The sequence below is a fragment of the Hydrogenophaga sp. SNF1 genome (genome assembly GCF_034421675.1).
Taxonomy (GTDB): Bacteria; Pseudomonadota; Gammaproteobacteria; order Burkholderiales; family Burkholderiaceae_C; genus Hydrogenophaga; species Hydrogenophaga borbori.
In genome coordinates, this window is sequence record NZ_CP139793.1 from 824,591 (window position 1) to 848,031 (window position 23,441).

27 protein-coding genes are annotated in these 23,441 nt (G+C 70.3%); 20 read left to right on the top strand and 7 right to left on the bottom strand.

Features of this window, described 5'->3' with window-relative positions:
- Positions 1-18: 18 nt before the first annotated feature.
- Positions 19-783: a hypothetical protein gene (locus SOM08_RS03985; RefSeq protein WP_116958450.1), complete on the bottom strand. Its 765-nt coding sequence runs from the start codon at positions 781-783 to the stop codon at positions 19-21.
- A gap of 263 nt (positions 784-1,046) precedes the next feature.
- On the opposite strand from SOM08_RS03985, the gene SOM08_RS03990 reads away from it, so the two are divergent.
- The gene (locus SOM08_RS03990) at positions 1,047-2,165 is read left to right on the top strand and encodes an acyltransferase family protein (protein ID WP_116958449.1); all 1,119 of its coding nucleotides are present in this window, start codon (positions 1,047-1,049) and stop codon (positions 2,163-2,165) included.
- Positions 2,166-2,192: 27 nt separating this feature from the next.
- Here the strand turns inward: SOM08_RS03990 and SOM08_RS03995 are convergent, their stop codons facing one another.
- The 3 genes from SOM08_RS03995 to flgA form a co-directional block, all read right to left on the bottom strand.
- Positions 2,193-2,534 carry a hypothetical protein gene (locus SOM08_RS03995; RefSeq protein ID WP_070400999.1) on the bottom strand — a complete coding sequence of 114 codons (342 nt, stop codon included), beginning with the start codon at positions 2,532-2,534 and terminating at the stop codon, positions 2,193-2,195.
- Positions 2,535-2,542: 8 nt separating this feature from the next.
- Entirely contained in the window at positions 2,543-2,851 is a 309-nt protein-coding gene (gene flgM, locus SOM08_RS04000) for a flagellar biosynthesis anti-sigma factor FlgM (RefSeq protein ID WP_116958448.1), read from the bottom strand.
- Between the two features lie 112 nt (positions 2,852-2,963).
- Positions 2,964-3,692, bottom strand: coding sequence for a flagellar basal body P-ring formation chaperone FlgA (flgA, locus tag SOM08_RS04005; protein WP_239478255.1), 729 nt, complete (start codon positions 3,690-3,692; stop codon positions 2,964-2,966).
- Between the two features lie 190 nt (positions 3,693-3,882).
- Between flgA and flgB the strand changes: the two genes are divergently transcribed.
- The 18 genes from flgB (at position 3,883) to queC (ending at position 18,820) form a co-directional block, all read left to right on the top strand.
- On the top strand, positions 3,883-4,281 hold the full coding sequence (gene flgB, locus SOM08_RS04010) for a flagellar basal body rod protein FlgB (protein WP_070401002.1): 399 nt from the start codon (positions 3,883-3,885) through the stop codon (positions 4,279-4,281).
- 16 nt (positions 4,282-4,297) lie between these two features.
- Positions 4,298-4,702, top strand: a complete 405-nt coding sequence (gene flgC, locus SOM08_RS04015; protein ID WP_070401003.1) for a flagellar basal body rod protein FlgC — start codon at positions 4,298-4,300, stop codon at positions 4,700-4,702.
- A gap of 22 nt (positions 4,703-4,724) precedes the next feature.
- Positions 4,725-5,390, top strand: coding sequence for a flagellar hook assembly protein FlgD (locus SOM08_RS04020; protein ID WP_116958447.1), 666 nt, complete (start codon positions 4,725-4,727; stop codon positions 5,388-5,390).
- Positions 5,391-5,419: 29 nt separating this feature from the next.
- Positions 5,420-6,634, top strand: coding sequence for a flagellar hook protein FlgE (gene flgE / locus SOM08_RS04025; protein WP_116958446.1), 1,215 nt, complete (start codon positions 5,420-5,422; stop codon positions 6,632-6,634).
- Positions 6,635-6,776: 142 nt separating this feature from the next.
- Positions 6,777-7,553, top strand: coding sequence for a hypothetical protein (locus SOM08_RS04030; protein ID WP_322470101.1), 777 nt, complete (start codon positions 6,777-6,779; stop codon positions 7,551-7,553).
- A gap of 158 nt (positions 7,554-7,711) precedes the next feature.
- The gene (gene flgF, locus SOM08_RS04035) at positions 7,712-8,449 is read left to right on the top strand and encodes a flagellar basal-body rod protein FlgF (protein WP_116958444.1); all 738 of its coding nucleotides are present in this window, start codon (positions 7,712-7,714) and stop codon (positions 8,447-8,449) included.
- Positions 8,450-8,463: 14 nt separating this feature from the next.
- Positions 8,464-9,246, top strand: coding sequence for a flagellar basal-body rod protein FlgG (flgG, locus tag SOM08_RS04040; protein WP_070401007.1), 783 nt, complete (start codon positions 8,464-8,466; stop codon positions 9,244-9,246).
- Positions 9,247-9,254: 8 nt separating this feature from the next.
- Positions 9,255-9,944, top strand: a complete 690-nt coding sequence (locus tag SOM08_RS04045) for a flagellar basal body L-ring protein FlgH (RefSeq protein WP_322470102.1) — start codon at positions 9,255-9,257, stop codon at positions 9,942-9,944.
- A gap of 114 nt (positions 9,945-10,058) precedes the next feature.
- Entirely contained in the window at positions 10,059-11,174 is a 1,116-nt protein-coding gene (locus SOM08_RS04050) for a flagellar basal body P-ring protein FlgI (protein ID WP_116958441.1), read from the top strand.
- 5 nt (positions 11,175-11,179) lie between these two features.
- On the top strand, positions 11,180-12,022 hold the full coding sequence (gene flgJ, locus SOM08_RS04055; RefSeq protein WP_116958440.1) for a flagellar assembly peptidoglycan hydrolase FlgJ: 843 nt from the start codon (positions 11,180-11,182) through the stop codon (positions 12,020-12,022).
- A 15-nt stretch (positions 12,023-12,037) separates the two neighbouring features.
- Positions 12,038-13,951, top strand: a complete 1,914-nt coding sequence (gene flgK, locus SOM08_RS04060; RefSeq protein ID WP_116958439.1) for a flagellar hook-associated protein FlgK — start codon at positions 12,038-12,040, stop codon at positions 13,949-13,951.
- Positions 13,952-13,956: 5 nt separating this feature from the next.
- Positions 13,957-15,180 (top strand): flagellar hook-associated protein FlgL, encoded by a 1,224-nt coding sequence (gene flgL, locus SOM08_RS04065; RefSeq protein WP_322470103.1) that lies wholly within the window; start codon positions 13,957-13,959, stop codon positions 15,178-15,180.
- Between the two features lie 18 nt (positions 15,181-15,198).
- Positions 15,199-16,404 (top strand): HDOD domain-containing protein, encoded by a 1,206-nt coding sequence (locus tag SOM08_RS04070; protein ID WP_116958437.1) that lies wholly within the window; start codon positions 15,199-15,201, stop codon positions 16,402-16,404.
- A gap of 81 nt (positions 16,405-16,485) precedes the next feature.
- A complete protein-coding gene (locus tag SOM08_RS04075; protein ID WP_116958436.1) occupies positions 16,486-16,980 on the top strand; it encodes a GNAT family N-acetyltransferase in 495 nt (164 codons plus the stop codon).
- A complete protein-coding gene (locus SOM08_RS04080) occupies positions 16,977-17,558 on the top strand; it encodes a toxin (protein ID WP_322470104.1) in 582 nt (193 codons plus the stop codon). The genes SOM08_RS04075 and SOM08_RS04080 overlap by 4 nt, the downstream gene beginning before the upstream one ends.
- Complete coding sequence (locus SOM08_RS04085; RefSeq protein ID WP_322470105.1) at positions 17,555-17,860, top strand: hypothetical protein; 306 nt, start codon at positions 17,555-17,557, stop codon at positions 17,858-17,860. The genes SOM08_RS04080 and SOM08_RS04085 overlap by 4 nt, the downstream gene beginning before the upstream one ends.
- Positions 17,821-18,060, top strand: a complete 240-nt coding sequence (locus tag SOM08_RS04090) for a GNAT family protein (protein WP_322470106.1) — start codon at positions 17,821-17,823, stop codon at positions 18,058-18,060. The genes SOM08_RS04085 and SOM08_RS04090 overlap by 40 nt, the downstream gene beginning before the upstream one ends.
- 16 nt (positions 18,061-18,076) lie before the next feature.
- On the top strand, positions 18,077-18,820 hold the full coding sequence (gene queC, locus SOM08_RS04095) for a 7-cyano-7-deazaguanine synthase QueC (RefSeq protein WP_116958433.1): 744 nt from the start codon (positions 18,077-18,079) through the stop codon (positions 18,818-18,820).
- Positions 18,821-18,902: 82 nt separating this feature from the next.
- On the opposite strand, the gene SOM08_RS04100 is transcribed toward queC, so the two are convergent.
- Positions 18,903-19,769 carry a transcriptional regulator GcvA gene (locus SOM08_RS04100; RefSeq protein WP_116958432.1) on the bottom strand — a complete coding sequence of 289 codons (867 nt, stop codon included), beginning with the start codon at positions 19,767-19,769 and terminating at the stop codon, positions 18,903-18,905.
- 96 nt (positions 19,770-19,865) lie between these two features.
- Between SOM08_RS04100 and bla the strand changes: the two genes are divergently transcribed.
- The gene (gene bla, locus SOM08_RS04105; protein ID WP_116958431.1) at positions 19,866-20,744 is read left to right on the top strand and encodes a class A beta-lactamase; all 879 of its coding nucleotides are present in this window, start codon (positions 19,866-19,868) and stop codon (positions 20,742-20,744) included.
- A 9-nt stretch (positions 20,745-20,753) separates the two neighbouring features.
- Here bla and SOM08_RS04110 read toward each other — a convergent pair whose 3' ends face one another.
- Both SOM08_RS04110 and SOM08_RS04115 read right to left on the bottom strand, forming a co-directional pair.
- On the bottom strand, positions 20,754-22,532 hold the full coding sequence (locus SOM08_RS04110) for an ABC transporter ATP-binding protein/permease (protein WP_322470107.1): 1,779 nt from the start codon (positions 22,530-22,532) through the stop codon (positions 20,754-20,756).
- Positions 22,529-23,437 carry a D-hexose-6-phosphate mutarotase gene (locus tag SOM08_RS04115; protein ID WP_322470108.1) on the bottom strand — a complete coding sequence of 303 codons (909 nt, stop codon included), beginning with the start codon at positions 23,435-23,437 and terminating at the stop codon, positions 22,529-22,531. The genes SOM08_RS04110 and SOM08_RS04115 overlap by 4 nt, the downstream gene beginning before the upstream one ends.
- Positions 23,438-23,441 lie beyond the last annotated feature (4 nt).

Below are 23,441 nucleotides of genomic sequence, written 5' to 3' on the forward strand. Positions count from 1 at the left end.
CGGGGTTTGGCGCCCCGGTCAGACCAGCATCAGCGTTCGGATGGTGGGCAGCCGCAAGGGATCGAGCAGGTGCTGCGCGGCCTCGGGCGCGATCAGGCGTTCAAGCGGCGGGTCCATGCCGTCCCGCAGGTGGGCAAAGCGGGTCAGGAGCCCGCTGCCGTGCAGCCAGTGGATGCTGTCGACGGCGAGGCCCTTGAGCGAGAGGGTGGCGTCCGGCTGAATCAGCCCGTCCAGCAGCAACTGGCCCGCCTGCCTCAGGGCCTCGCGCCGAGGATCGCCCTTGGACAAGGTCCTCAGCCTCTGGTTCAGGGCGTCCTGAAGCGTGTTGATCGCGACCGTCGAGCGCGCCCGTTGTCGGAAACTCGTTTCCTCCGGTGAGGCGTCGGGCTTGTCGTCCAGGGCTTGTTTCATCCTGGCATTCAGCCGGCGCAAGTCCCGCACCGTTGGTGGGTGGGTCCGCCAATCGCATGGCCGCAGCGTGAGGCGCATTTCTCGCACGGCGTTGTCGGCCTGCTTGCCGTTCTGGGCTCGAATCTCGGAGGCCAGCTCGTCCAGGAACTCGCCCAGGTCGCCCCCGCGCGGGCGCGGATGGCCGATCGGCGCAATGGAGGTCAGCGCATAGAGTTGGAAGCGGCCGTCTGCCCGGCGGGTCGCGTAGACGGGTTGTTGGTCGCGGCTGCGCTTGGGCGTTGGCTCGAGCAGGCTCTGGGGCGTGGGCGTGGCCAGGAAGTGGTCGAGCTGTTGGGTTTTGGGGCAGGACAGGGACGGGCTTGTCGAAATCATGGGCGCGAAGGGTGGGCGGCTGGGGTTGGCGTCCAGCGCAGCTGGACTGCCGGGCGCTGAGTGGCGACCCGTTCGGTGAGCGTTGCGGTCGTGTGGTTTGGGTTTTCTGATCCCGATCCGTCCAATCGAACCGCTTCGGCGTGACGCAATTCACGCCCGGGTGTCGCCGAATCCCCCGTGCTGGGGGTGATGCCCCTGCCGCGGGCGGGCGAATGCTGGTGCAATCGCGCCCCGTGCCGGACGGTCCCCCACTGAAACACCCCATGCCCTGGCTCAGCCCCTATTTCGAGCTGTCGCGCGGCAGCGCCCACAACGTGCGGCCCATGGAGGGCCTGCGCGGTTTCGCCGTGTTCCTGGTGTTCCTGGTGCACTACGCCACGCTGGTGGGGGACTGGCTGATCGACGGGGCCGCCGCGCTGCCGCTGGCCGAGGCCCTGCACACCGTCGGCAACGCCGGGGTGGACCTGTTCTTCGTGCTCAGTGGCTACCTCATCTACGGTTCGCTGATCTCGCGGCGCCAGCCCTTCATGCGCTTCATGGCGCGCCGCATCGAGCGCCTGTACCCCGCCTTCACCGTGGTGTTCGTGCTGTACGTGGCGCTGTCCTACCTGTTCCCCGCCGAAAGCAAGATCCCGTCCGAGTCCGGCGAGGCCCTGGTCTACCTGCTGCAGAACTTCCTGCTGCTGCCCGGCCTGTTCCCCATCGAACCCATGATCACGGTGGCCTGGTCGCTGAGCTACGAGCTCTTCTATTACCTGGTGCTCCCGCTGGTGATCGCCGGCCTGGGCCTGCGCGAGCGCAGCGGGCGGTGGCGCTCGGCGCTGTTCGTGGGCACCGGCGCGGCGCTGCTGGTGTACTGCGCCCTGGCCGGGGGCCCTGTGCGGCTGGCCCTGTTCATCGCCGGCATGCTGCTGTTCGAGGCCGTGACCGCCCCGCGCGTGCCCACGCCGTCCGCCCTGGTGGGCGGTTTGGCCCTGGCGCTGGGCCTGATGAGCACGCTGTTCCCCTGGGACGGGACCGTCGGCGCCGCGCTCGACGCCCTGTCGCTGTGCCTGGGCTTTTTCCTGCTGTGCCTGGCCTGCTTCCGCGCGCCGCAGGCCCCGCTGGCGCGCCTGTTCTCATGGTCGCCCCTGCGCTGGCTCGGCAACATGAGCTACTCGTACTACCTGATCCACGGTCTCGCGCTGAAAGCCGCCTTCCTCGCGATGTCGGTGCTCATGCCGGGCGCGGCGTTCGGTTCGTGGTTCTTCTGGGCCCTGATGCCGGTGATGTTCGCGCTCACGCTGCTGCCATCGGCGGCGCTGTTCCTCGCGGTCGAGCGGCCGTTGTCGCTGGCGCCCGGCGCGCCCAGACCGCGCGATGCGGTGGCGCCGACGCGCTGAAGGCCGGAAGGGAAAAGGGGGGAGGGCTCAGGCGCCCGCGTAGCGGCGCGCGCCCGGCTTGCCCAGACCTTGGTAGGTGGGCTTTTGCAGGTGGTCGGGCAGCAGGCTGCCCAGGGCGCGCTCGTTGAGCGCGGCGGCGCGCACCGTGGCGGCGCGCAGCTGGGCGAAGCGCTGGGCGGCCTGGTGCAGCTCGCGCGCGTGGCCGTCTTTGAGTTCGAGGGTGCGCGGCGCTTCCTGCAACGCGGCCTGCACCGCGCCGCTGGCGTGTTCCGCGCCCAGGGCGTCGCCCTGCAGCAGCGCGCGCTCCAGGGCGTCGAGCCGCTCGTGCAGCAGCACGATCCAGGGGTGCGGGGCGCGGGCCTCGTTCATGGTGGGTTTCAGCCGCGGGCGGCGTTGAGCATCTCGGCCGCGTTGGCCAGCAGCTTGTCGGCGATGGCTTCGGGGTTCACCTGGAAGGTGCCGTCGGCGATGGCCTGCTTCACGGCCGCCACTTTGTCGGCGTTGAACACCTCGCTGCCCGTGGCACCGCCCACGGCGGCGGCCGAGGACAGGGTCACGGTCACGCCGGGCTGCGGCGCGCTGGCGCCGGCCGGCTTGGCCGCGGCCTCGCTCGGGCCCACGGGCGCCTTGGCGGGGCCACCGGCCACGGAGCCAATATAGGAATCCGTTGACGAATCGACTTTCATGTCACGCTCCAAACCCTGATGGCAGGGTCATGTGCACGTTGTATCGACCTCGATCCCTGGAACTTTAGTGTTTTAAGGCGCTTTTTCTACCGCTCATCGGCGTGGGCCCGCCTCACAGGGGCACTTCCACCACCTGATCGGCCCGCACCACGCCGCTGACCACCTTGCCGCTGGGCAGGCGCACCCGGGCGTTCTGGCCCACCAGGCCGGCGTTCAGCGCCTGGCCCACCACGGTGATGGCAAAACCCTTGCCGCCCGCGCTCACTTTCACCGGGGTGCCGGCCTCGAAGGCCTGCGGGGCGCGGACCATATTCTCGCGGATGACCTGGCCCGGCGTCAGGGCATACGCGGCCTGCTGGCCGACCCAGCGCTCGGGCAGGGCCAGCACCATCGAGGGGTGGGCCGCCCAGTCCACTTCGGCGCGCTCGGCGTGTTCTTGCGTCAGGGTCTCGCCGGACTGCACCGGCGCCTTGAGCACCCAGGCCGGCCCGAAGGCCTGCACGGTGACGGGCAGGTAGACGGCCCAGCGCGTGGGGCCGTCCACGCAGCGCAGGCCCACGCGGCTGCGGCCCCAGAGGCGGCCGTTGGGCGGCAGGAAGGGTTCGATGGCGTTGCACGGCGCCAGGCGCAGGCGGTTGTCCAGCGAGCCCATCTGCACCTCGGCGCGCAGCGGCGTGCCGGCCTGCTCGGCCAGGGCCTGGTCCACGGCGGGCTGCAGGAAATCGCGCGCGAGCTTTTCCAGGCCGCTGTTGTCGTTCGCGTGGGCGGACGAGGAGAACGCGGCCAGCAAGCTCAGGCCGAAGACGACGGCGATCAACAGGCGCAGGGCGGGTGGGTTCATGGCGGCTCCACGGACAGGGTGTCAGGGGGCACTGTAGGCCGGCCCGCGCCCGGGCAAAGCCGCGAATTGCCCGATTCGCACCCGTTTGTTCCGCGCTTCTGCGGCCCTCAAGTCTTTTGACAATCGCTGCACGCCCCGGCCATGGGCTCGTCCCGAGGCCGGCCCCGACAACCCGCCCCAGGGGGTGAGCATGTTCGAACAGATGACCAGCCGGCTGGACTTCCACGCCCAGGCGCTGTCGCTGCGCTCGCAACGCCAGCAGGTGCTGGCCAGCAACATCGCCAACGCGGACACGCCCGGCTACGTCGCGCGCGATTTCGATTTCGCCGCCGCGCTCAAGGACGCCACGGGCAGCGGCACCGCCGGCGCCGCCACCACCGATGCGCGCCACTTCCGCAGCGTGGGCGCGCACCCGGGCGACCCCCAGCTCGCTTACGCCGTGCAGACACAGCCCGCGCAGGACGGCAACTCGGTCGACCTGGACCGCGAGCGCGCCAACTTCGTGGACAACACCATCCGCTACGAGTCCACGCTGCGTTTCATCAACGGGCATGTGAAGACCATGCTCAGTGCCATCACCGGCCAGTGACCGAGGGGGCTTCGCCATGTCCATGTTCAACATCTTCAACGTCTCGGGCAGCGCCATCAGCGCGCAGCAGCAGCGCCTGAACGTGGTGGCCAGCAACCTGGCCAACGCCGACGCCGTGGCCGGCCCGGACGGTCAGGCCTACAAGGCCCGCCAGATCCATTTCCAGACCGTCGCCATGGGCGATGCCGGCAGCGCGGGCGTGAAGGTGCAGACCATCACCGAGAGCGACACGCCGGGACGCCGGGTGCACGACCCCCTGAGCCCGAATGCCGACGCGCAGGGCTACGTGACGCACTCCAACGTCAACCCGGTGGAGGAGATGGTCAACATGATTTCCGCCTCGCGTTCGTACCAGAACAACATCGAGGTGATGAACACCGCCAAGAGCCTGCTGCTCAAGACGCTGCAGATGGGCCAGTGATTCCGTTCAAGGACGCCCCACCATGATGTTCTCCAATCCCCTGGACCTGTCCGGCCTCGGCAACACGCCGGGCAGTTCCACCGCCAAGTCCGCCACGGCCGCCACCGGCGCCGAGGCCACGCAGGACCGGTTCCTCAAGCTGCTCGTCGCGCAGCTGAACAACCAGGACCCGATGAACCCGATGGACAACGCGCAGATGACGACGCAGATGACGCAGATCAACACGGTCGCGGGCATCGAGTCGCTCAACACCACGCTCAAGGGCATGGCCACGCAGTTCTCGGCCATGCAGAACCTGCAGGGCCTGTCGCTGATCGGCCGCGAGGCCCTGGTGGAGGGCAAGACCTTCGGTTTCGACGGCACGGTCGGCAAGGCGGCGTTCCGCCTCGACGCCCCGGCCGACAGCGTGCAGGTCGATGTGCTCGACAAGTCCGGCCAGGTGATCGACACCCTGGACTTCGGCGCGCTCACCGCGGGCCAGCACTCCTTCAACTGGGACGGCAGCGAGTTCAATCCCAACGAGGTGGCCAGCTACCGCGTGCGCGCCTCCAACGGCGGCGCGCCCGTCGGCTCGTTCATGTACAGCCGCCTGACGGTGACCTCGGTCGGCATGAAGGACGGCCAGATGCAGCTTCAGCTGCAGAACGGCAGCACGGTCGGCTACGACAAGATCACCACGTTCATGTAACCCGCGACTCCGCAACGCAAGGACACACCATGGCATTCCAGCAAGGACTCTCCGGCCTGAACAGCGCGAGCAAGAACCTCGACGTGATCGGCCACAACATCGCCAACGGCAACACGGTGGGCATGAAATCCTCGCGCGCCGAGTTCGCCGAGGTCTACGCGAGCTCGGTCAACGCGGCGGGCGGCGTGAACATGGGCATTGGCGTGTCGGTCGCGGCCGTCACGCAGAGCTTTACCCAGGGCAACATCACCATCACCGGCAACGACCTGGACGTGGCCATCAACGGCGCCGGCTTCTTCGAGCTGACCATGCCCAACGGCAGCACGGCCTACAGCCGCGCTGGCATGTTCAAGCTCAACGACCAGGGCGAGATCGTCAACCACCAGGGCGCGCAGCTCATGGGCTATCCCACGGACCCCCAGGGCAACCGCCTGAGCTTCGACACCCAGCCGCTCACCCTGCCCACCAGCGCGCCGATCCCGGCCCAGCGCACCAGCAACGTCACGGCCGAGTTCAACCTGGACGCGCGCGCGCCGGTGTGGAACACGGTGACGCCGCCCACGCCGCTGTCCACCTACGGCACCTCCTTCGTCGCCTTCGACGACCAGGGCCTGGAGATCCCCGTGTCCATGGCCTTCCGCAAGGTGGGCAACAACACCTGGGAGGTCTACACCGGCGTCAACGGTGCCGATCCCGCGCTGTCCACCCCCTTCACCCTCACCTTCAACAACGACGGCTCGCTGGACCCGGCCTCGGTGATCCCGCCGCTCACGCTGGCCTCGCCCAACGACCCGGCCCTGACCTTTCCCGCCACGCTGGACTTCGTCAACGTCACGCAGACCGGCACCGCCTTCGGCGTCACCGAGCTGGACCCGGACGGCTACCGGCCCGGCCAGTTCCTGGGCCTGAAGATCAGCGAGAACGGCATCATCACCGGCCAGTACTCCAACGGCGAGACGCGCGCGGCCGGCCAGATCGCGCTCGTGAACTTCCGCAACGCGCAGGGCCTGCAGCCCACCGGTGGCGGCAACTGGACGGCCACCTACTCGTCGGGCGAACCGCTGCGCGGCGAGCCGGGCACCGGCAACTTCGGCGCGCTGCGCGCCGGCGCCACCGAGGACTCCAACGTCGACATCACCGCCGAGCTGGTCAACATGATGACCGCGCAGCGCGCCTACCAGGCCAACGCGCAGACCATCAAGACGCAGGACCAGGTGCTCAGCACGCTGCTGAACATGCGCTGATCGTGCACTGGCCTGGCCGCGCACCGGGTTGACACGGAGGCGCGGGCCCAAAAGGCCGTCCTAGAATCCCCGCGGCCCCGGGTCCCCGCGAGGGATTGGCGGGCCCGCAAGCCCCTCCGATCGTCAAGAAAAAGGACCCCTGATGCCTCTGGCTTCCGATCTGCGTGCTCGTTTGCTGGTGTTGGCCGTCGCGGCGGCGCTGGGCGGCTGTGCCGCCGTGGACACCAAGACCGTGGTGACCGACAGCGAAGCCTACATGGCTCAGCAGTTCACGCCCGCCCAGCTGCCGCCCAAGGTCAAGACGGTGCTGGAGGCGGGCGAACGCTTGCCCGCCGCCCCGTTCAAGCGCATCCGCTACCGCGTGTCTGCCGACTTCGACGAGGAAGGCCGCAAGCTGGAGCTGGCGGCGGACTACGCCATCACCAACCTGGGCGATGGCTACATCCAGCAGCGATCGGAGTACGCCCGCAATGGCGTGCCGTACCGCATCAACATGGCGCTGATGTTTGGCAACATCCACATCCTGCGCTCGCAGACGAGCTTCCTCGACCGGCCCACGGCGCAGCAGCCCTTCGAGACCAAGGACTTGACGGTGTTCGACCGCTCGCTGGGCAAGCCGGTCGCGGGACGCAGCTACACCATGGAGGCCAAGACCGGCCTGGCTCCGCAGATCGCTGGATTCACCGACGAAAAACGGGTCTGCGTCGCGGGTCCGGCCGTGCCGGCCGCGACTCTGTTCGCCGGCCTGAGTGGCCAGGGGATTCCCCTGGAATGCACCAAGACGGGGGCGAGCGGCGTCGTGGTGAACAAGATGAAGTACGTCTGGGTTGCCGACCTGGGCGTGGCCTTCCAGACCGAGTACACCAGCTTCCGGTCGACGGGACGCTACACGATCCGCTCGCTGGACATTCAGAAGTAGGCCGCCGCCTGCGTCGGGCCGGCGGTCCCTGAAGCGCCGAATTGGTGGGCCACCTCCCTGTTGTTCGGGGCATCGGCTCCCCTCAAGAATTTCCACAATCCTTTCAAGCCGCCGTGGCCAGCGCTGCTGGCGCGGCAGGCGAGTGAAAGGACTTGTGCTTGGACCGCTTCATCTACACCGCCATGACGGGCGCCAGCGCGGCGGCGCACCGCCAGCAGGTGCTGTCGAACAACCTGGCCAACGTGTCCACCACGGGCTTTCGCGCGGAGCTGTCCACCTTCCGCGCCGTGCCCATCCGCGGTGACGGTGCCAGCACCCGCGTGTTCGCCCTCGAGGCCACGGCCGGCCACTCCAACCTGGCGGGCTCGGTGCAGCAGACCGGCCGCAACCTGGACGTTGCCGCGCAAGGCGACGCCTGGTTCGCGGTGCAGGGCCTGGACGGCACCGAGGCCTACACCCGCGCGGGTGCGCTGCAGGTGAACGCCGACGGCACGCTGGTGAACGCCAGCGGCCTGCCCATGCTGGGCGACGGTGGCCCCATCGTGATTCCCGAGAACGCGCGCGTGGACATCGGCGCCGACGGCAGCGTCAGCACGCGCGTGGGCAACGAACCCGGCCAGGTGGCGGGCCGCCTGAAGATGGTGGTGCCCGACGCCGACAACCCGATCAAGCGCGGTGACGACGGCCTGTTCCGCGGCCCCGAGGGCAACCCCTTGCCCACGAGCGAGGTGGCGCGCCTGCAAGACGGCGCGCTCGAAGGCTCCAACGTCAATCCCGTCGAGGCCATGGTCGGCATGATCGCGGCCTCGCGGCAGTTCGAATACCAGATGCGCATGCTGCAGAACGGCGAAGGCAACGACCGCAGCGCCTCGCAGCTGCTCAACGTCAACGGCTAAGCACGGAGCTTCCCATGATCAACTCCCTCATGATCGCCAAGACCGGCATGACGGCGCAGCAGACCCAGCTCGACGTCATCTCGAACAACCTGGCCAACGTCAGCACCAATGGCTTCAAGCGCTCGCGCGCGGTGTTCGAAGACCTGATGTACCAGAACCTGCGCCAGGTGGGCGCCAACGCGGCCGAGCAGGCCGAGCTGCCCACGGGCCTGCAGATCGGCCTGGGTGTGCGCACCGTGGCCACCAGCCGCAACTTCACGCAGGGCAGCCTGCAGCAGTCGGGCAACGCGCTGGACGTGGCCGTCAACGGCGCCGGCTTCTTCCAGGTCGAGATGCCCGACGGCACCACGGCCTACACGCGCGATGGCAGCTTCCAGCGCGACGCGCAGGGCCGCATGGTCACCAGCAGCGGCTTCCCGCTCACCGCGGGCATCACGCTGCCGGCCGAAACCGAAAGCGTCACGGTCTCCAGCGACGGCATCGTCACGGTCAAGCTGCCGGGCCAGACCCAGCCGCAGCAGGTCGGCCAGATCGAGCTCGCCAACTTCGTGAACCCGGCCGGTCTGGAGCCCATGGGCCAGAACCTGTTCCGCGAGAGCGTGGCCTCGGGCGCACCGGTCAACGGCGCGCCGGGCACCACCGGCATGGGCGTGCTCATGCAGGGCTACACCGAGCAATCCAACGTGAACGTGGTGCAGGAGCTGGTGGACATGATCCAGACGCAGCGGGCCTACGAGATGAACTCGAAGTCGATCCAGACCTCGGACCAGATGCTGCAGAAGCTCGCGCAGCTGTGAGGACCGCCATGATCCGCCTTGCCTTTGCGCTCACCCTGGCCGTGCTGGCCAGCGGCTGCCAGACCCTGCGCAACGAACCCGCGGTGGACCTGGTGCCCGCCAAGCCGGTGCAGTACGTGCAGCAGGAGCAGGCATTGCAGGTGGCCTCTGCCGCGCCCACCGGCGGCCTGTTCCGCGCCGCCACCTACCGTCCGGCCTTCGAAGACCCGCGCGCGCGCCTGCCGGGCGACATCATCACGGTGCAGATCACCGAGCGCGTGACCGCGAGCCAGAACTCCTCGGCCTCCATCGACCGCAGCGCCGACGCCTCGGCGAGCATCAGCGCCATCCCCCTGTTCGGCGGCACCACGCCCTGGAGCAAGGCCAACCTCGGCGCCCAGAGCAGCAACAACTTCAAGGGCGACGGCACGACCTCGAGCAACAACAACTTCAGCGGCTCCATCACCGCCACCGTGCAGGAGGTGCTGCCCAACGGTCACCTGCGCATCGTCGGCGAGAAGCAGATCGGCGTGAACGCCAACGTGGACGTCATGCGGTTCTCCGGCACGGTCGATCCGCGCAGCATCCGCCCCGGCAACGTGGTGCCCTCTACCCAGGTGGCCGACGCGCGCATCGAGTCGCGCAGCCGCGGCGCGCAGGGTGAAGCCATGTCAATTGGCTGGTTGGCGCGCTTCTTTTTGAGCGTTCTGCCGTTCTAGGGCACGCGATCATGCGATACCCCGCCGCGCTTCGCGCGACCCCCAAGGGGCGGCACCAGCGACCCGGCACAGCCGGCTCCGCGGCCTCCCTGGGTTTGACCACTTGCTGATGCCATGAATATCGTCCACCGCCTGCGCCACTTGATGCTGATTTGTGTTGCGCTGGCGACTTTTTCCGCCGCCGCGCAAAGCGTGCGCGTGAAAGAGATCGCCGCGGTGCAGGGCGTGCGCAGCAACATGCTCACGGGCTACGGCCTGGTGGTGGGCCTGGACGGCAGCGGCGACCAGACCACGCAGATGCCCTACACCGGGCAGAGCCTGGCCAACTTTCTGCAGCAATACGGCCTGACGCTGCCGCCCGGCGCCAACCCCCAGCTCAAGAACGTGGCCGCCGTGATGGTGACGGCCGAGCTGCCGCCCTTCGCGCAGCCGGGCCAGCCCATCGACGTCACCGTCTCCTCCATGGGCAACGCCAAGTCGCTGCGCGGCGGCACGCTCATCGTCACGCCGCTGCGCGGTGCCGACGGCGAAATCTACGCGCTCGCGCAGGGCAACCTCATGGTCGGCGGCGCGGGCGCCGCCGCCGGTGGCAGCAAGGTACAGATCAACCACCTGAGCGCCGGCCGCATCCCGGGCGGCGGCCAGGTCGAGCGCGCCGTGCCGACCTCGCTGCACGCTGGCAATACGCTGGACCTGGGCCTCAACAGCAACGACTTCCAGACGGCAAGCCGCGTCACCGACGCCATCAACAAGGCCCTGGGCGCCGGCACCGCGAGCGCCGTCGACGGCCGCGTGGTGCGCCTGAACGCACCCACCGACCCCTCCCAGCGTGTGGCCTTCCTGGCGCGCGTGGAAGAGGTGCGCATCGAATCCAGCGTGCCCAGCGCCAAGGTCGTGATCAATGCGCGCACCGGCTCCATCGTCATGAACCAGGCGGTCACGCTCGGCCCGGTGGCCGTGGCGCACGGCAACCTGTCGGTGAGCGTGAGTAGCACGCCCGTCATCAGCCAGCCCGCACCGTTCTCGGGCGGCGAAACGGTGGTGCGCGAGCAGGCCAGTATCCAGATCAGCCAGGACAAGGGTTCGCTCATCCACATGGGACCGGCCGCGCAGCTCAGCGAGGTGGTCAAGGCGCTCAACACCCTGGGCGCCACGCCGCAGGACCTGATCGCCATCCTGCAGGCCATCAAGGCCTCCGGCGCGCTCAACGCCGAGCTCGAGATCATCTGACGGCCATGATCGGCAGCAGCGCCTTCACCTCGCCGAGCGGCCTCGCCGCCGACCCGAACGCGCTCAACGCGCTCAAGGGCGCGGGCGACAGCAAGGCCGCGCTCAAGGAAGCCGCGAAGCAGTTCGAGGCCCTGTTCATGCGCGAGCTCATCAAGAGCATGCGCGAAGCCACCAGCAAGAGCGGCCTGTTCGACAGCGAGGGCGAGAACCTGGGCACCGACCTGCTGGACCAGCAGTTCGCGCAGAAGCTCACCGGCCTGCCGGGCGGCCTGTCGGAGGCCATCGAGCGCCAGCTCGCCGGGCGCATGTCCGGCGCGCAGGCCCTGCCCGACGCCCCGGCCACGCCCAGCACCGTGGGCCGCGCCAGCGCCGGCGAACGCCAGAGCGCGTTCGTCGAGCGCCACGGCGCCGCCGCGCAGGCGGTGGCGCGCGAATCGGGCATTCCCGCCGCCTTCATGCTGGGCCAGGCCGGGCACGAGAGCGGCTGGGGCCGTGGCGAGATCCGCCACGCCGATGGCTCACCCGCGCACAACCTGTTCGGCATCAAGGCCACGGGCGGCTGGACCGGCAAGGTCGCCGAGGTCACCACCACCGAGTACATCAATGGAGAGCCGCGCAAGGTGACGGCCAAGTTCCGCGCCTACGACTCCTACGAGGAGTCTTTCCGCGACTACGCGCGCCTGATCGGCAACAGCCCGCGCTACGAGGGCGTGATGGATCAGCTGCATTCCGTTCAGGGCTTCGCCAAGGGCCTGCAGCGCGCCGGCTACGCCACCGACCCGTCCTACGCCGAGAAGCTTGGCCGGGCCATCAACACCACGCTGAGCCTTCAGCGTGCGCAAGGCTGAAGGGGAGCCTGAGCCATGTCCTCACTCAACATCGCCACCCGAGCGCTCAACACCAACCTGGCGGCGCTGCAGGTCATCGGCCACAACATCGCCAACGTCAACACGCCCGGCTACTCGCGCCAGACGGTGGTGCTGTCCAGCGCGGGCTACCAGTTCACCGGTGGCGGCTACTTCGGCAAGGGCGTGGAGATGACCACGGTGGAGCGCGCCCACAACGAGTACCTCACGCGCGAGGCGCGCCAGACCGGCTCGGTGGCCGCGGCGGACGCGGCGCGTCTGGCCCGCCTGGAGCAGCTGGAGACCGTGTTCCCCACCGGCGAGAAGGGCCTGGGCGTGGCGCTCAACGACATGCTCAATGCCTGGACCGACCTCAGCTCGGCGCCGGGCAACCTCACGGCGCGCACGGTGGTGATCGCTCGGGCCGACGAATTCGCCAGCCGGCTGCGCGACAGCGCGGGCCAGCTCGACCTGATGCGCAACACCACGCAGCAGCAGGTGAAGTCGGTCACCGAGGACATCAACCGCATCGCGCAGGACCTGGCCAAGGTCAACCAGCGCATCATCGAGACGGCCGGCACCGCGCACACGCCCAACGACCTGTACGACCAGCGCGACCAGCTGCTGCGCCAGCTGAGCGACAAGGTCCAGATCAGCACCGTGCCCGGCGACGCCGGCTCGGTCAACGTGTTCGTGGCCGGCAGCCAGCCGCTGGTGTTGGGCGCGCAGGCGGCGAAGCTGGCGGCCCAGACGGATCCCATGGACTCGTCGCGCATCACCATCAACTTCGTGCAGGGCGGGGTGTCCACGGCGCTGGCCGATGGCTCGCTGGGCGGCGGCGAACTGGCGGGGGTGGTGCGCTTCCTCAACGACGACCTGGCGGCCGCGGCCAACCAGCTCGGGCGCATCGCGCTGGCCACGTCCAGCCTGGTGAACCAGCAGCACGCGCTGGGCCTGGACCTCAAGGGCAACCCGGGACAGAACTTCTTCGTGCCGCCCGCCGCCGCCAAGGGCCTGGCCTCGCCGGCCAACGGTGGCACCGGCCAGGTGAGCGCCGCGGTGAGCGACCCGCAGGCGCTCATCGCCTCCGATTACGAGTTGCGCGTGGAGGCCGGCGGCTTCAGCATCGTTCGCCTGAGCGACGGCAACACCACCAGCGTGGGCGCCTTGCCCGCCGAGGTCGATGGCCTGAGCTTCCAGGTGGACGCGGCCGGCGCCGTGCCGGGCGACCGCTTCCGCATCCGGCCATTCGAGGCGGCGGCGCGCAACCTGCAGGTGGCCATCGACGCCCCCGAGCAGCTGGCCGTGGCCAGCCCGGTCATGGTCACCCCCGGCACCGGCAACTCGGGCAGCCTGAGCGTGGAGAAACTCTACGCGGTCGACAACTCGGCCAACCTCACCGACCCGGTCACCATCACCTTCAACGCCGACGGCAGCTTCAGCGCCACCGGCCTGGGCCCGGGCAACCCCCCGCCCGACAACGCCGGCCCGCCGCCGAGCTACAACTTCAAGCCCGGCCAGGCCATCGTGCTCAATGGCTGGAGCCTTACGCTGCGCGGCAACCCCACCGCCGGCGACAGCTTCTCCATCGGCGCTTCGCCGTCCAACGCCATCGCGCAGAGCGCCGGCAACGCCAGCGGCATGCTGGCCCTGCGCGACCTCGCCACCTTCGACGGCGTGCCGCTGTCCGACGGCTACGTCAGCCTGTTCTCCGACCTGGGCACGCGCGTGCAGGGCGCGCAGTTCGCGGCCGACTTCTCGGCCGGCGTGGCCACCGCGGCCGAGCAGGCGCGCAGCAACGTGTCCGGCGTCAACCTCGACGAAGAAGCCGCGCGGCTGCTGCAATTCCAGCAGGCCTACCAGGCCTCGGCCAAGTTTCTGCAGATCGCGCAGAGCACCTTTGACAGCCTGTTGCAAACCGTGGGACGTTGATCGCCATGAGCTTCCGCATCGCCACCGCCAACCAGTTCGACCGCACCATCGACCAGCTCGCCACGCGCCAGTACGACCTGGCCAAGCAGCAGGAGCGCATCTCCAGCGGCAAGCGCGTGATGAAGGCCAGCGACGACCCCGTGGCCGCCACGCTGGCCGAGTCGGCCCGCAACCGCATGACGCGGGTGCAGGCCGACCTGCGCGCGCTGGACGCTTCGCGCACCAGCCTGCAGCAGGCCGAGTCCGGCCTGGCCGAATCGGGCGAGCTGATCCAGCGCGTGCGCGACCTGCTCGTGTCCGCCGGCAACCCCAGCTTCGCCGACGCCGAGCGCGAGGACGTGGCGCGCCAGCTCGAAGGCCTGCGCGAGCAGCTGCTGGCCGTGGCCAACCGCACCGACAGCAACGGACGCACCCTGTACGGCGGCCTGGGTGGCGCGCCCACGCCCTTCGTCGACCTGTACGGGCCCAGCGGCGCTGGCGTGCAGTTCGAGGGCCAGCGCGGCCAACCCGCCGCGGGCGACGGCACCCTGCCCCAGTCGCTTGACGGCGACGCCATCTGGATGCGCATTCCGCAGGGCAATGGCTCGTTCACCCTGAGCCTGCCCACCAGCAACACCGGCGGCGTGAACACCAGCGTGGGGCAGGTGACCGACGCCTCCGCGCTCACCGGCGACGACTACCGCGTGGACTTCGCCGACGTGGGCGGCGTCATCCAATACACCATCACCAACACCACCACGGGTACCCCCGTGGCGGGCCATGCCGGCGTGCCCTACGAGGCCGGCAAGACCGTGGCCTTCGATGGCCTGTCCTTCGAGATGAACGGCCAGCCGACCGCGGGCGACCGCATCGACCTCGCCCCCGCCACCGGCACCACCGACATCTTCTCCGTCGTGCAGGGCGCCATCGACGCCCTGCGCTACCAGGGCGCGGGCGAATCGGCCCTGCGCACCCAGGCGCTGGGGCGCGCCCTCACCGAGGTGGACGCCGGGCACGACCGTGTGCTGCTGGCGCGCGGGCGCGCCGGCGAATGGCTCAACCGCGCCGACTCCATGGACCTGCTGATGAACAACCGCAGCACCGACCTGGAGCTGGAGGAATCGCGCCTGGTCGACCTGGACATGGTCAAGGGCATCTCCGACTTCAAGAACAAGGAGCTCGCGCTCAACGCGGGCCTTCAGGCCTACGCCACCGTGCAGCGCATGTCCCTGTTCGACTACATCAAATAAGCGCGCTGACGAATCACCATGCTGATGCAAGCGCACACCGTCCTCGACAGCGTCGCCATGGCCTATGTGCCGCTGTGGAGCCGCGCGCGCGAGCTCGCGGGCGTGCGCCTGTGCGTGCGCGCCATCCATCCCGAGGGCGTGGACGCCCACCACCTGCTGCAGGCCATCGGCGACGACTGGCCCGAGGGCGCGCCGCCGCTGCTGCTGTCGCTGCAGACGCCGCGCCTGCTGCAGCAGGCCCTGGCCTGCCCGCCGGTGCGCAACACCCTGCTGGAGGTGCCGGCCTCGCTGTTCGGCGCGCAGGAAACGCTGGCGCGCCTGTCGCTCGCGCGGCGCAACGGCCACCTGCTGGTGCGCCACGGCGACTGGAGCGCGCTGCACGGGCGGCCGACGCCGGGCGTGGATCACCGCAACCTGTTCAGGCTGGAGCCCCTTGATCGCATCGAGCCCATGCCCGGCCAGATGGTGGAAGGCGTGGACACGCAGGAGCGCCTGCGCCAGGTGCTGGACCAGGCCCAGGCCGCCGCCGTGCTCGGCTGGCCCGCCGTCGATGTGCTGCGCGCCCACAAGCGCCAGCCGCTGCACTACGACGCGCGCGTGGTGCGCCAGGTGCTGCAGGCGATCGACGACGAGGAATGTTCGGTCGAGTACCTGGAGCGCGTGGTGCGCCAGGACCCGGTGCTGATCTACCGCATCCTCATGCTGGTGAATTCCGCGGCCTACGGCCTGCGGCGCGAGATCGGCTCGCTGCGCCACGCCATCATGATGCTGGGCTTCCGCGAACTGGGCCGCTGGCTCACCGAGCAGGTGCCGGAGGCCGAGCCCGACATCGACCTGCAGCCCGTGCGCTACGCCATGGTGATGCGCTCGCGCCTGGCCCAGCACCTGCTGGCCACCGGCTCGGACGACCTCTTGCGCGCCGAGGTCTATACGACCGCGGCGCTCTCGCAGCTTGACCTGTTGCTGCACCAGCCCCTGGCCGACCTGCTGCACCGCCTGCCCCTGGCGGGCCGCGTGACCGACGCGGTGCTGCGCCACGACGGCCCCTACTTCCCGCTGCTGGACATCGCGCGCGCCATGGGTGACCCGGAGCGGCTGGACCGCATGGAGACCCTGTGCCGCCGCCACGAACTGACGCTGGAGCAGGTGAACCGCGCGCTGCTGCGCATGCTGGCCACCAGCCGGGACCACGCGGGCCGGCGCTCGGAGCGGCTGGCGCACTGAGGCGGGATCGGCGATGGGGTGCGCCAAAGTGTGCACACTCCTCCCATGCCCCTCCCGTCAGATACGCCGCTTTCAACCACCTTGCGCACCCGCCGCTTTCAAGCTGGCGACGAGTCCGCGCTGTTCCGCGTGCACCGATCGGCCATCGAGTCGATCGCCAGCCGGGACTACTCGCCTGAGCAAATTCGGGCCTGGATGCCCACGTTTGAAGAACGGGACGCCTGGGCCCAGCGCGTGCGAGCCCTGGCGCCGTTCGTGGCGCTCGACGGCGAGGAGGTGGTGGGATATGCCGACCTGCAGGCCGACGGCCTTATCGACCATTTCTTCGTATCCGGGCATCACCCAAGGCGCGGCATCGGCGCGCTGCTGATGCGGCGCCTCCATGAGGAGGCGGCCGCGCTGGGGCTGCAGGCGCTGCACGCCCACGTCAGCCTGAGCGCCGAGGCCTTCTTTCGCCGCTTCGGCTTCGAGGTGGTCGAGCGGCGCCTGCCGGTGCGCCGTGGGCTGGCCTTGCCGAATGCGCTGATGCGCAAGCGGCTCGGTGTGGGCGAACACCCGACAGGCGAGCGGCCATGAACGAGGCCGGCGCCGACCGCGTGGTGGTCATCGGCTCCAGCTGCGCCGGCAAATCCACCTTCGCCCGCGCGCTGGCCGCCTCGCGCGGCTGCGCGCTCATCGAACTGGACGAGCTGTACTGGGCGCCCGCCTGGACGCCCAAGCCGCCGACCGAGTTCCTGCGCCTGGTCGAACAGGCCAGCGCTGGCGAACGCTGGGTGGCGGCGGGCAACTACGGGCTCGCGCGCGAGCGGCTGTGGGGCCGCGCCACCACCATCGTCTGGCTCAACTTCGGCCTGCCCCGGGTGTTCTGGCGCGGCCTGCGGCGAACGGTGGCGCGCGCGGCCTCCGGCGAGGAGCTGTTCCATGGCAACCGGGAGTCCTTCCGCCAGTCCTTCCTGTCGCGCGAGTCCATCCTGTGGTGGATCCTGAGCACCTTTCACCGCCGCCGGCGCGAGTTCGAGGCGTTGCGGGACGCCGGCACCTTCGCCCACCTGCGCTGGTGCGAAGCGCGCACCCCCCACGAGGCCGACGCCCTGCTGCGCCAACTGCAGGCGGGTACCCCGGTCGCCGCCGATTCCCGACCCCCGAGCCCATGAACACCCGCATCCTGCCCCTCACCGAAGCCCACGTCGAGCGCCTGCACCAGGTGCTCGACGAGGTGGCGCGCGAGAAGCGCTACCTGGCCATGCTGCAGGCGCCGCCGCGCGAGCAGACCGTCGCCTTCTTTCGCGACAGCCTGCGCCAGGGCAACCCGCACGTCGTGGCCCTGCTCGACGATGAAGTGGTCGGCTGGTGCGATGTGCTGCCCGTGTTCGGCGAAGCGCCCGGCGCCACGTCGGCACCCTGGGCATCGGCCTGGTGCGTCGCGCGCGCCACCAGGGCCTGGGCGCGGCCCTGATGCGGGCCGCCATCGCCGCCGCCTGGGCCAAGGGCCTCACCCGCATCGAGCTGACGGTGCGGGCCGACAACCCCAATGCCCGCGCGCTGTACGAGCGCATGGGCTTCGCGCACGAAGGCCTGCAGCGCGGCGCGTTCCGGGTCGACGGCCAGAGCGTCGACAGCCACGCCATGGCGCTCCTGCGCGACGCCACCCGCTGAGCCCTACCATCGCCCCATGCCCAACCCCATGCGCCACACCCATGCCCTGGTCCTGTTCTCCGGCGGCCAGGACTCCACCACCTGCCTGGCGCACGCGCTGAGCCGCTTCGAGCGCGTCGAGACCGTGGGCTTCGACTACGGCCAGCGCCACCGCGTGGAACTCGATGCGCGCCAGGCCGTGCTGCGCGAGCTGCGCGCAGCCTTTCCCGCCTGGGCCGCCCGGCTGGGCGAGGACCACGTGCTCGACCTCGCGGTGCTGGGCGCGGTGTCCGAGACCTCGCTCACGCGCGACATGGCCTTTCGCATGGAGGCCAACGGCCTGCCCAACACCTTCGTGCCGGGGCGCAACCTGCTGTTCCTTACCCTGGCCGCGGCGCTGGCCTACCGGCGCGGGCTCACGGTGCTGGTGGCGGGCGTGTGCGAAACCGATTTCTCCGGTTACCCCGACTGCCGCGACGACACCATGAAGGCCATGCAGCTCGCGCTCTCGCTGGGCATGGACCAGCGCTTCCTGGTCGACACGCCGCTGATGTGGATCGACAAGGCCGACACCTGGCGCCTGGCGCGCGAGCTGGGCGGCGAGGCCCTGGTGGCGCTGATCGTGGAGCACACCCACACCTGCTACCAGGGCGACCGCGAACACCGCCACGCCTGGGGCTGGGGCTGCGGGCAGTGCCCCGCCTGCCAGTTGCGCGAGCGGGGCTGGCAGGCCTACCGCGAAGGGACGCCCCGCGGCACCGCGCTGCCACGCCATCCGTAGGCGCACCCGCCATGCGCGACCACCGCTGGCAGGTCGTGGTCTGCGGCGCGCTGTCCGGGTGCGCCGGGGGGGAGGGCCGGTGTCAGCCGGCCTCGCCCAGCCGCTCTTCCAGCCAGCGCCGCAGCGCCTGCACGGCTGGTGAGGCGCGGCGCCGGGCCAGGCGCGTGAACCAGTAACGGCCCACGGCCACCTCCACGTCGAACAGCCGCACCAGCCGGCCAGCCTGCAGGTCGCGGCTGAACAGGCGCAGCGGCAGCAGGGCCACCCCCGCGCCTTGCGCCGCCGCGTCGGCCAGCAGCAGGGAGGAATCGAACTGCGGCCCGGTGAGCAGGGGCGCGCGCACACCCGCCGCCTCGCACCAGGCGGGCCACTCATCGCCTCGGTAGGAGCGCAGCAGGGTTTCGCGGCCCAGGTCGGCCGGGGTGCGGATGCGGTGCGCCAGCGCGGGCGAGCAGACCGGCGCCAGCGGGGCGTCGAGCAGGGGCACGGCCTCGCACCCGGGCCATTGGCCGTCGCCGAAGCGGATGGCCGCGTCCAGGCCTTCGGCCGCCAGATCGACGCGGTTGTTGTGGGTGAACAGGCGCAACTCGATCAGCGGGTGGCGGGCCTGGAAGTCGCGCAGGCGCGGCAGCAGCCAGCCCACCGCGAAGGTGCCCACCACGCCGATGGACAGCACCTCGCGCCGCTGGCGCGTCTGCAAGCTGGCGAGCGTGGCCGACAGGCGCTCGAAGGTCTCGCTGAGCACCGGCAGCAGGGCCTGGCCTTCGTCGGTGAGCGCCAGGCCGCGCGGCAGGCGGCGGAACAGGCGGCGGCCCAGGCGGTCTTCGAGCTTGCGCACGTGCTGGCTCACGGCGGTCTGGGTCAGGTGCAGTTCCTCGGCGGCGCGCGTGAAGCTGAGGTGGCGCGCCGAGACCTCGAAGGCGCGCAGGGCGTTGAGGGGAAGGTCCATGGTCGATAAAAGTTTTTCTTGGGTCTGGGGCAGATTATTTCCGTTTGAACCGCGCCGGCCGCGTCCCTAGCATTCGCGCTTTCTACAGGAGAAACGATGATCCATCGACGACAACTGCTTGGCCTCGCTGCCACCGCTCCCGCCCTGGCGGCCTTTCTGATGCCCCAGTTTGCCTGGGGTCAGGAGAGCACGGACGCCCTCGACGCCGCGGCGCGCGCACTGGAGGCGAAGTCCCGGGGACGCCTGGGCGTGCACATCCTCGACACCGCCGACGGACGCGAATGGGGCCACCGCAGCGACGAGCGCTTCCTCATGCTCAGCACGTTCAAGACCCTGGCGGCGGCGCTGGTGCTGCGGCGCGCCGACCAGGGCAAGGCGCCGCTGTCCAAGCGCGTGCGCTACCGCCAGCGCGATCTGGTGCAGTGGTCGCCGGTGACGGAGAAGCACGTGGGCGGCCGGGGCCTGAGCCTGGCCCAGCTGTGCGAGGCCACCATCACCACCAGCGACAACACCGCGGCCAACCTGATCCTGCGCGAGGTGGGCGGCCCGGCCGCCCTGACGGCGTTCCTGCGCGGCGTCGGCGACCCGGTGACGCGGCTGGACCGCATGGAACCCGAACTCAACGAGCCCTCGCCCGGGGAGGACCTGGACACCACCACGCCGCGCGCCATGGCGCGCACCCTGCGCACGCTGCTGCTGGGCGAGGCGCTGTCGCCGGCCTCGCGTGAGCAGCTGGCGGCCTGGCTCAAAGCCAACACCACGGGCGACCGCCGGCTGCGCGCGGGTGTGCCACCGAGCTGGGGCATCGGCGAGAAGACCGGCACCGCGGGCGAGAGCGCCAACGACGCCGGCATCGTCTGGCCGCCGGGGCGGGCGCCCTTGCTGGTGAGCGCCTACCTGGCCGACAGCCCGGCGGGCGCGGCGGCGCGCGAGCAGGCCCTGGCCGGCGTGGGCCGGCTGCTGGCGGCGTGGTGAGCTCGCGCTTCAGCCGGTGGCGACGCGGTAGCGCGGACCGTCCGCGGCGCCGGGCTCGAGCACCCAGCGCCGCGCGTGCCAGCCCGCCACGCCGGGCCGGTGCGCGATCGACACCAGGGCACCGTTCTGCGCGCGCACCAGGGCCTGCAGGCGCTCGTAGACCGTGGCCTCGGCGGCCTCGTCGAGCGCGCTGGTGGCTTCGTCGACGAACAGCCAGCGCGGCTTCTTGAGCAGGGCGCGCGCGATGGCCAGGCGCTGCTGCTCGCCGCCCGAGAGCTTCTGGCCCCAGGCGTCGGGGTCGTCGAGCCGCGCCACCAGGTCGGGCAGCAGGGCCTCGCGCAGCGCGGCCTGCAGCTCCTCGTCGCCGTAGCGCGCGGCGGGCTCGGGGTAGGCCAGGGCGTCGCGCAGGCGGCCGTTGGGGAAGTAGGGCCGCTGCGGCAGGAACATGGCGCGCGCGTCGAAGTCGGCCGGCAGGCGCAGGCGGCGTTTCGCCCAGGGCCAGATGCCCGCCAGGCCCCGGAACAGCGTGGACTTGCCGCTGCCCGAGGGCCCCTGGACCAGCACCGAATCGCCGGGCGCGATGCGTGCGCCTTGCACCGCCAGCAGCGCCGCGCCGCCGGGCAGGGCGAGGTCCATGGCGTCGAGTGCGATCGCGTCCTCGGCGTTGGTCTCGCTGGCGGTGGCGGGGTCGCCGGCCTGCAGCGCGGCGAAGCTCTCATCGAAGCTGGTGATGCGGTCGGTGGTGGCGCGCCAGGCGGCGATCTGGTCGTAGTTGTCGACGAACCAGGACAGCGCGCCCTGCACGCGGTCGAAGGCCGAGGCGATCTGCATCAGTTCGCCGAGCTGGATGGCACCGCTGAAGAAACGCGGCGCCGCCACGATGAAGGGGAACACCGTGGCGGCCTGGCCGAAGCCGTTGGTGAACCAGACCAGGCGCTTTTGCGTTCGGATGAGCCGCAGGTAGTTGCCCAGCACGTCGGCGAAGCGCAGGCCGAGCTGGCGGCGCTCCACGCCCTCGCCCTTGTCCAGCGCGATCGACTCGCTGTATTCGCGCACGCGCACCAGGTGGTGGCGGAAGTCGGCCTCGAAGCGCTGCTGTTTGAAGTTGAGCGCGATCTGCGGGCGGCCGATGTAGTGGGCGAGCACGCTGCCGACGACGCAGTAGAGCACCGCCATCCAGACCATGAAACCCGGGATGTCGACGTGCCGGCCCTGGAACGTGAAGCCGAAGCTGCCCGACAGCGTCCACAGGATGCCGATGAAGCTCAGCAGCGTGACCACCGCGTTGAGCAGGCCCATGGACAGGCCCACGGTGTAGCTGGTGAAGAGGTTCATGTCTTCCGCGATGCGCTGGTCGGGGTTGTCGGGCGGCGCGTTGCCCTCGCGCGAGTAGCGCGCCAGCTCCATTTGGTAGAAGCGGTGGTTGGCGAGCCAGCGGTCCATGTAGTGCTTGGTCATCCACTCGCGCCAGCGCATCTGCAGCAACTGCGTGAGGTAGAAGCGGTAGACCGCGATGACGATGAAGCTGAAGGCCAGGTAGGTGAAGCGGCCCAGTTCGCGCCAGAACACCGCGGCGTCCTTGTTCTGCAGCGCGTCGTAGAACACGCGGTTCCACTCGTTGAGCAGCACCAGCATGTAGACCGCGCCCAGGTTGAGCAGCACGATGGCCAGCAGCAGGCCGCGCGCCTTCCATTTGTCCTCCGAATGGAGGTAGTAGGGCATGGACAGCCGCCAGGCCTTGCCGGCGAACTCGCGCAGGGCGCGCCACTTGCTGATCTTCTCGGTCATGGAAAAGCTCCGGCGGCCTGGGCCGCGATCTCGACGGTGAGGCGGTGCCGGCCACCGGGCGGCAGCGCGATGCGCTCGTCGCCCGCGTTGGCGGTTTCGACGCAGACGAAGTGCTGGTGCGCGCTTGGGCCCAGGTCGGCCATGCTGGCGGCCAGCTCGGCGCCCGGGTTCCACACCACGGCGGTGCGGCTGCCTTCGCTGCGCAGCGTCAGGCGCTGGCCACCGGCCGCGCCGAGCAGCTGCAGGCGATCGGGCACCCGCTGGTAGAGGCGGTCAAGCCGGCCGCTGAAGCGCAAGGCGTCCTCGGTGGGGCTGCCGTCCGGGCGCGCGCCGGGCACCTGGTCGATGAAAGCGCAGCCTTCCAGGCCCAGCACCCGCGCCGCGTCGACGCGGTCCACCGCGAAATAGCTGTGCAGGGCCTGGGTGAGGGTGAAGGCGGTGTCGCCGGTGTTGCGCGTGTCGAGGCTCAGGCGCAGTGTGGAACCGAGGTGCATCTCCAGGCGCAGCAGGAAGCGGTGCGGCCAGAGCGCGCGCGTGCGCCCGCTGTCCACCAGCTCGAACAGCAGGCGGGTGCTGCCATCGGCTTCGTCCATGGCGTGGCGCAGCGTCCAGGGGCTCTGCCGCGCGAAGCCGTGGGCGGGGCGGCCCAGGCCGTCGGGATCGGGCCCGAACCAGGGCCAGCACACTGGCACGCCGCCGCGGATGGCCTGACCCGCCTCGAAGCGCGCGCGTGGGCTCAGGAACAGCCAGTCGGGCTGGCCGTGCGGCTGGAAGGACAGGAGTTGCGCGCCCTGCAGCGAGACCGTGGCGCGCGCCAGCCGGTTGCGGACGTGCAGCTCGCTCAGGCCCCCGCGGCCCGCCACCACCTGAGTCGAAAGGGACGGCAGGGGCTGCGCGTGGGGCATGGCG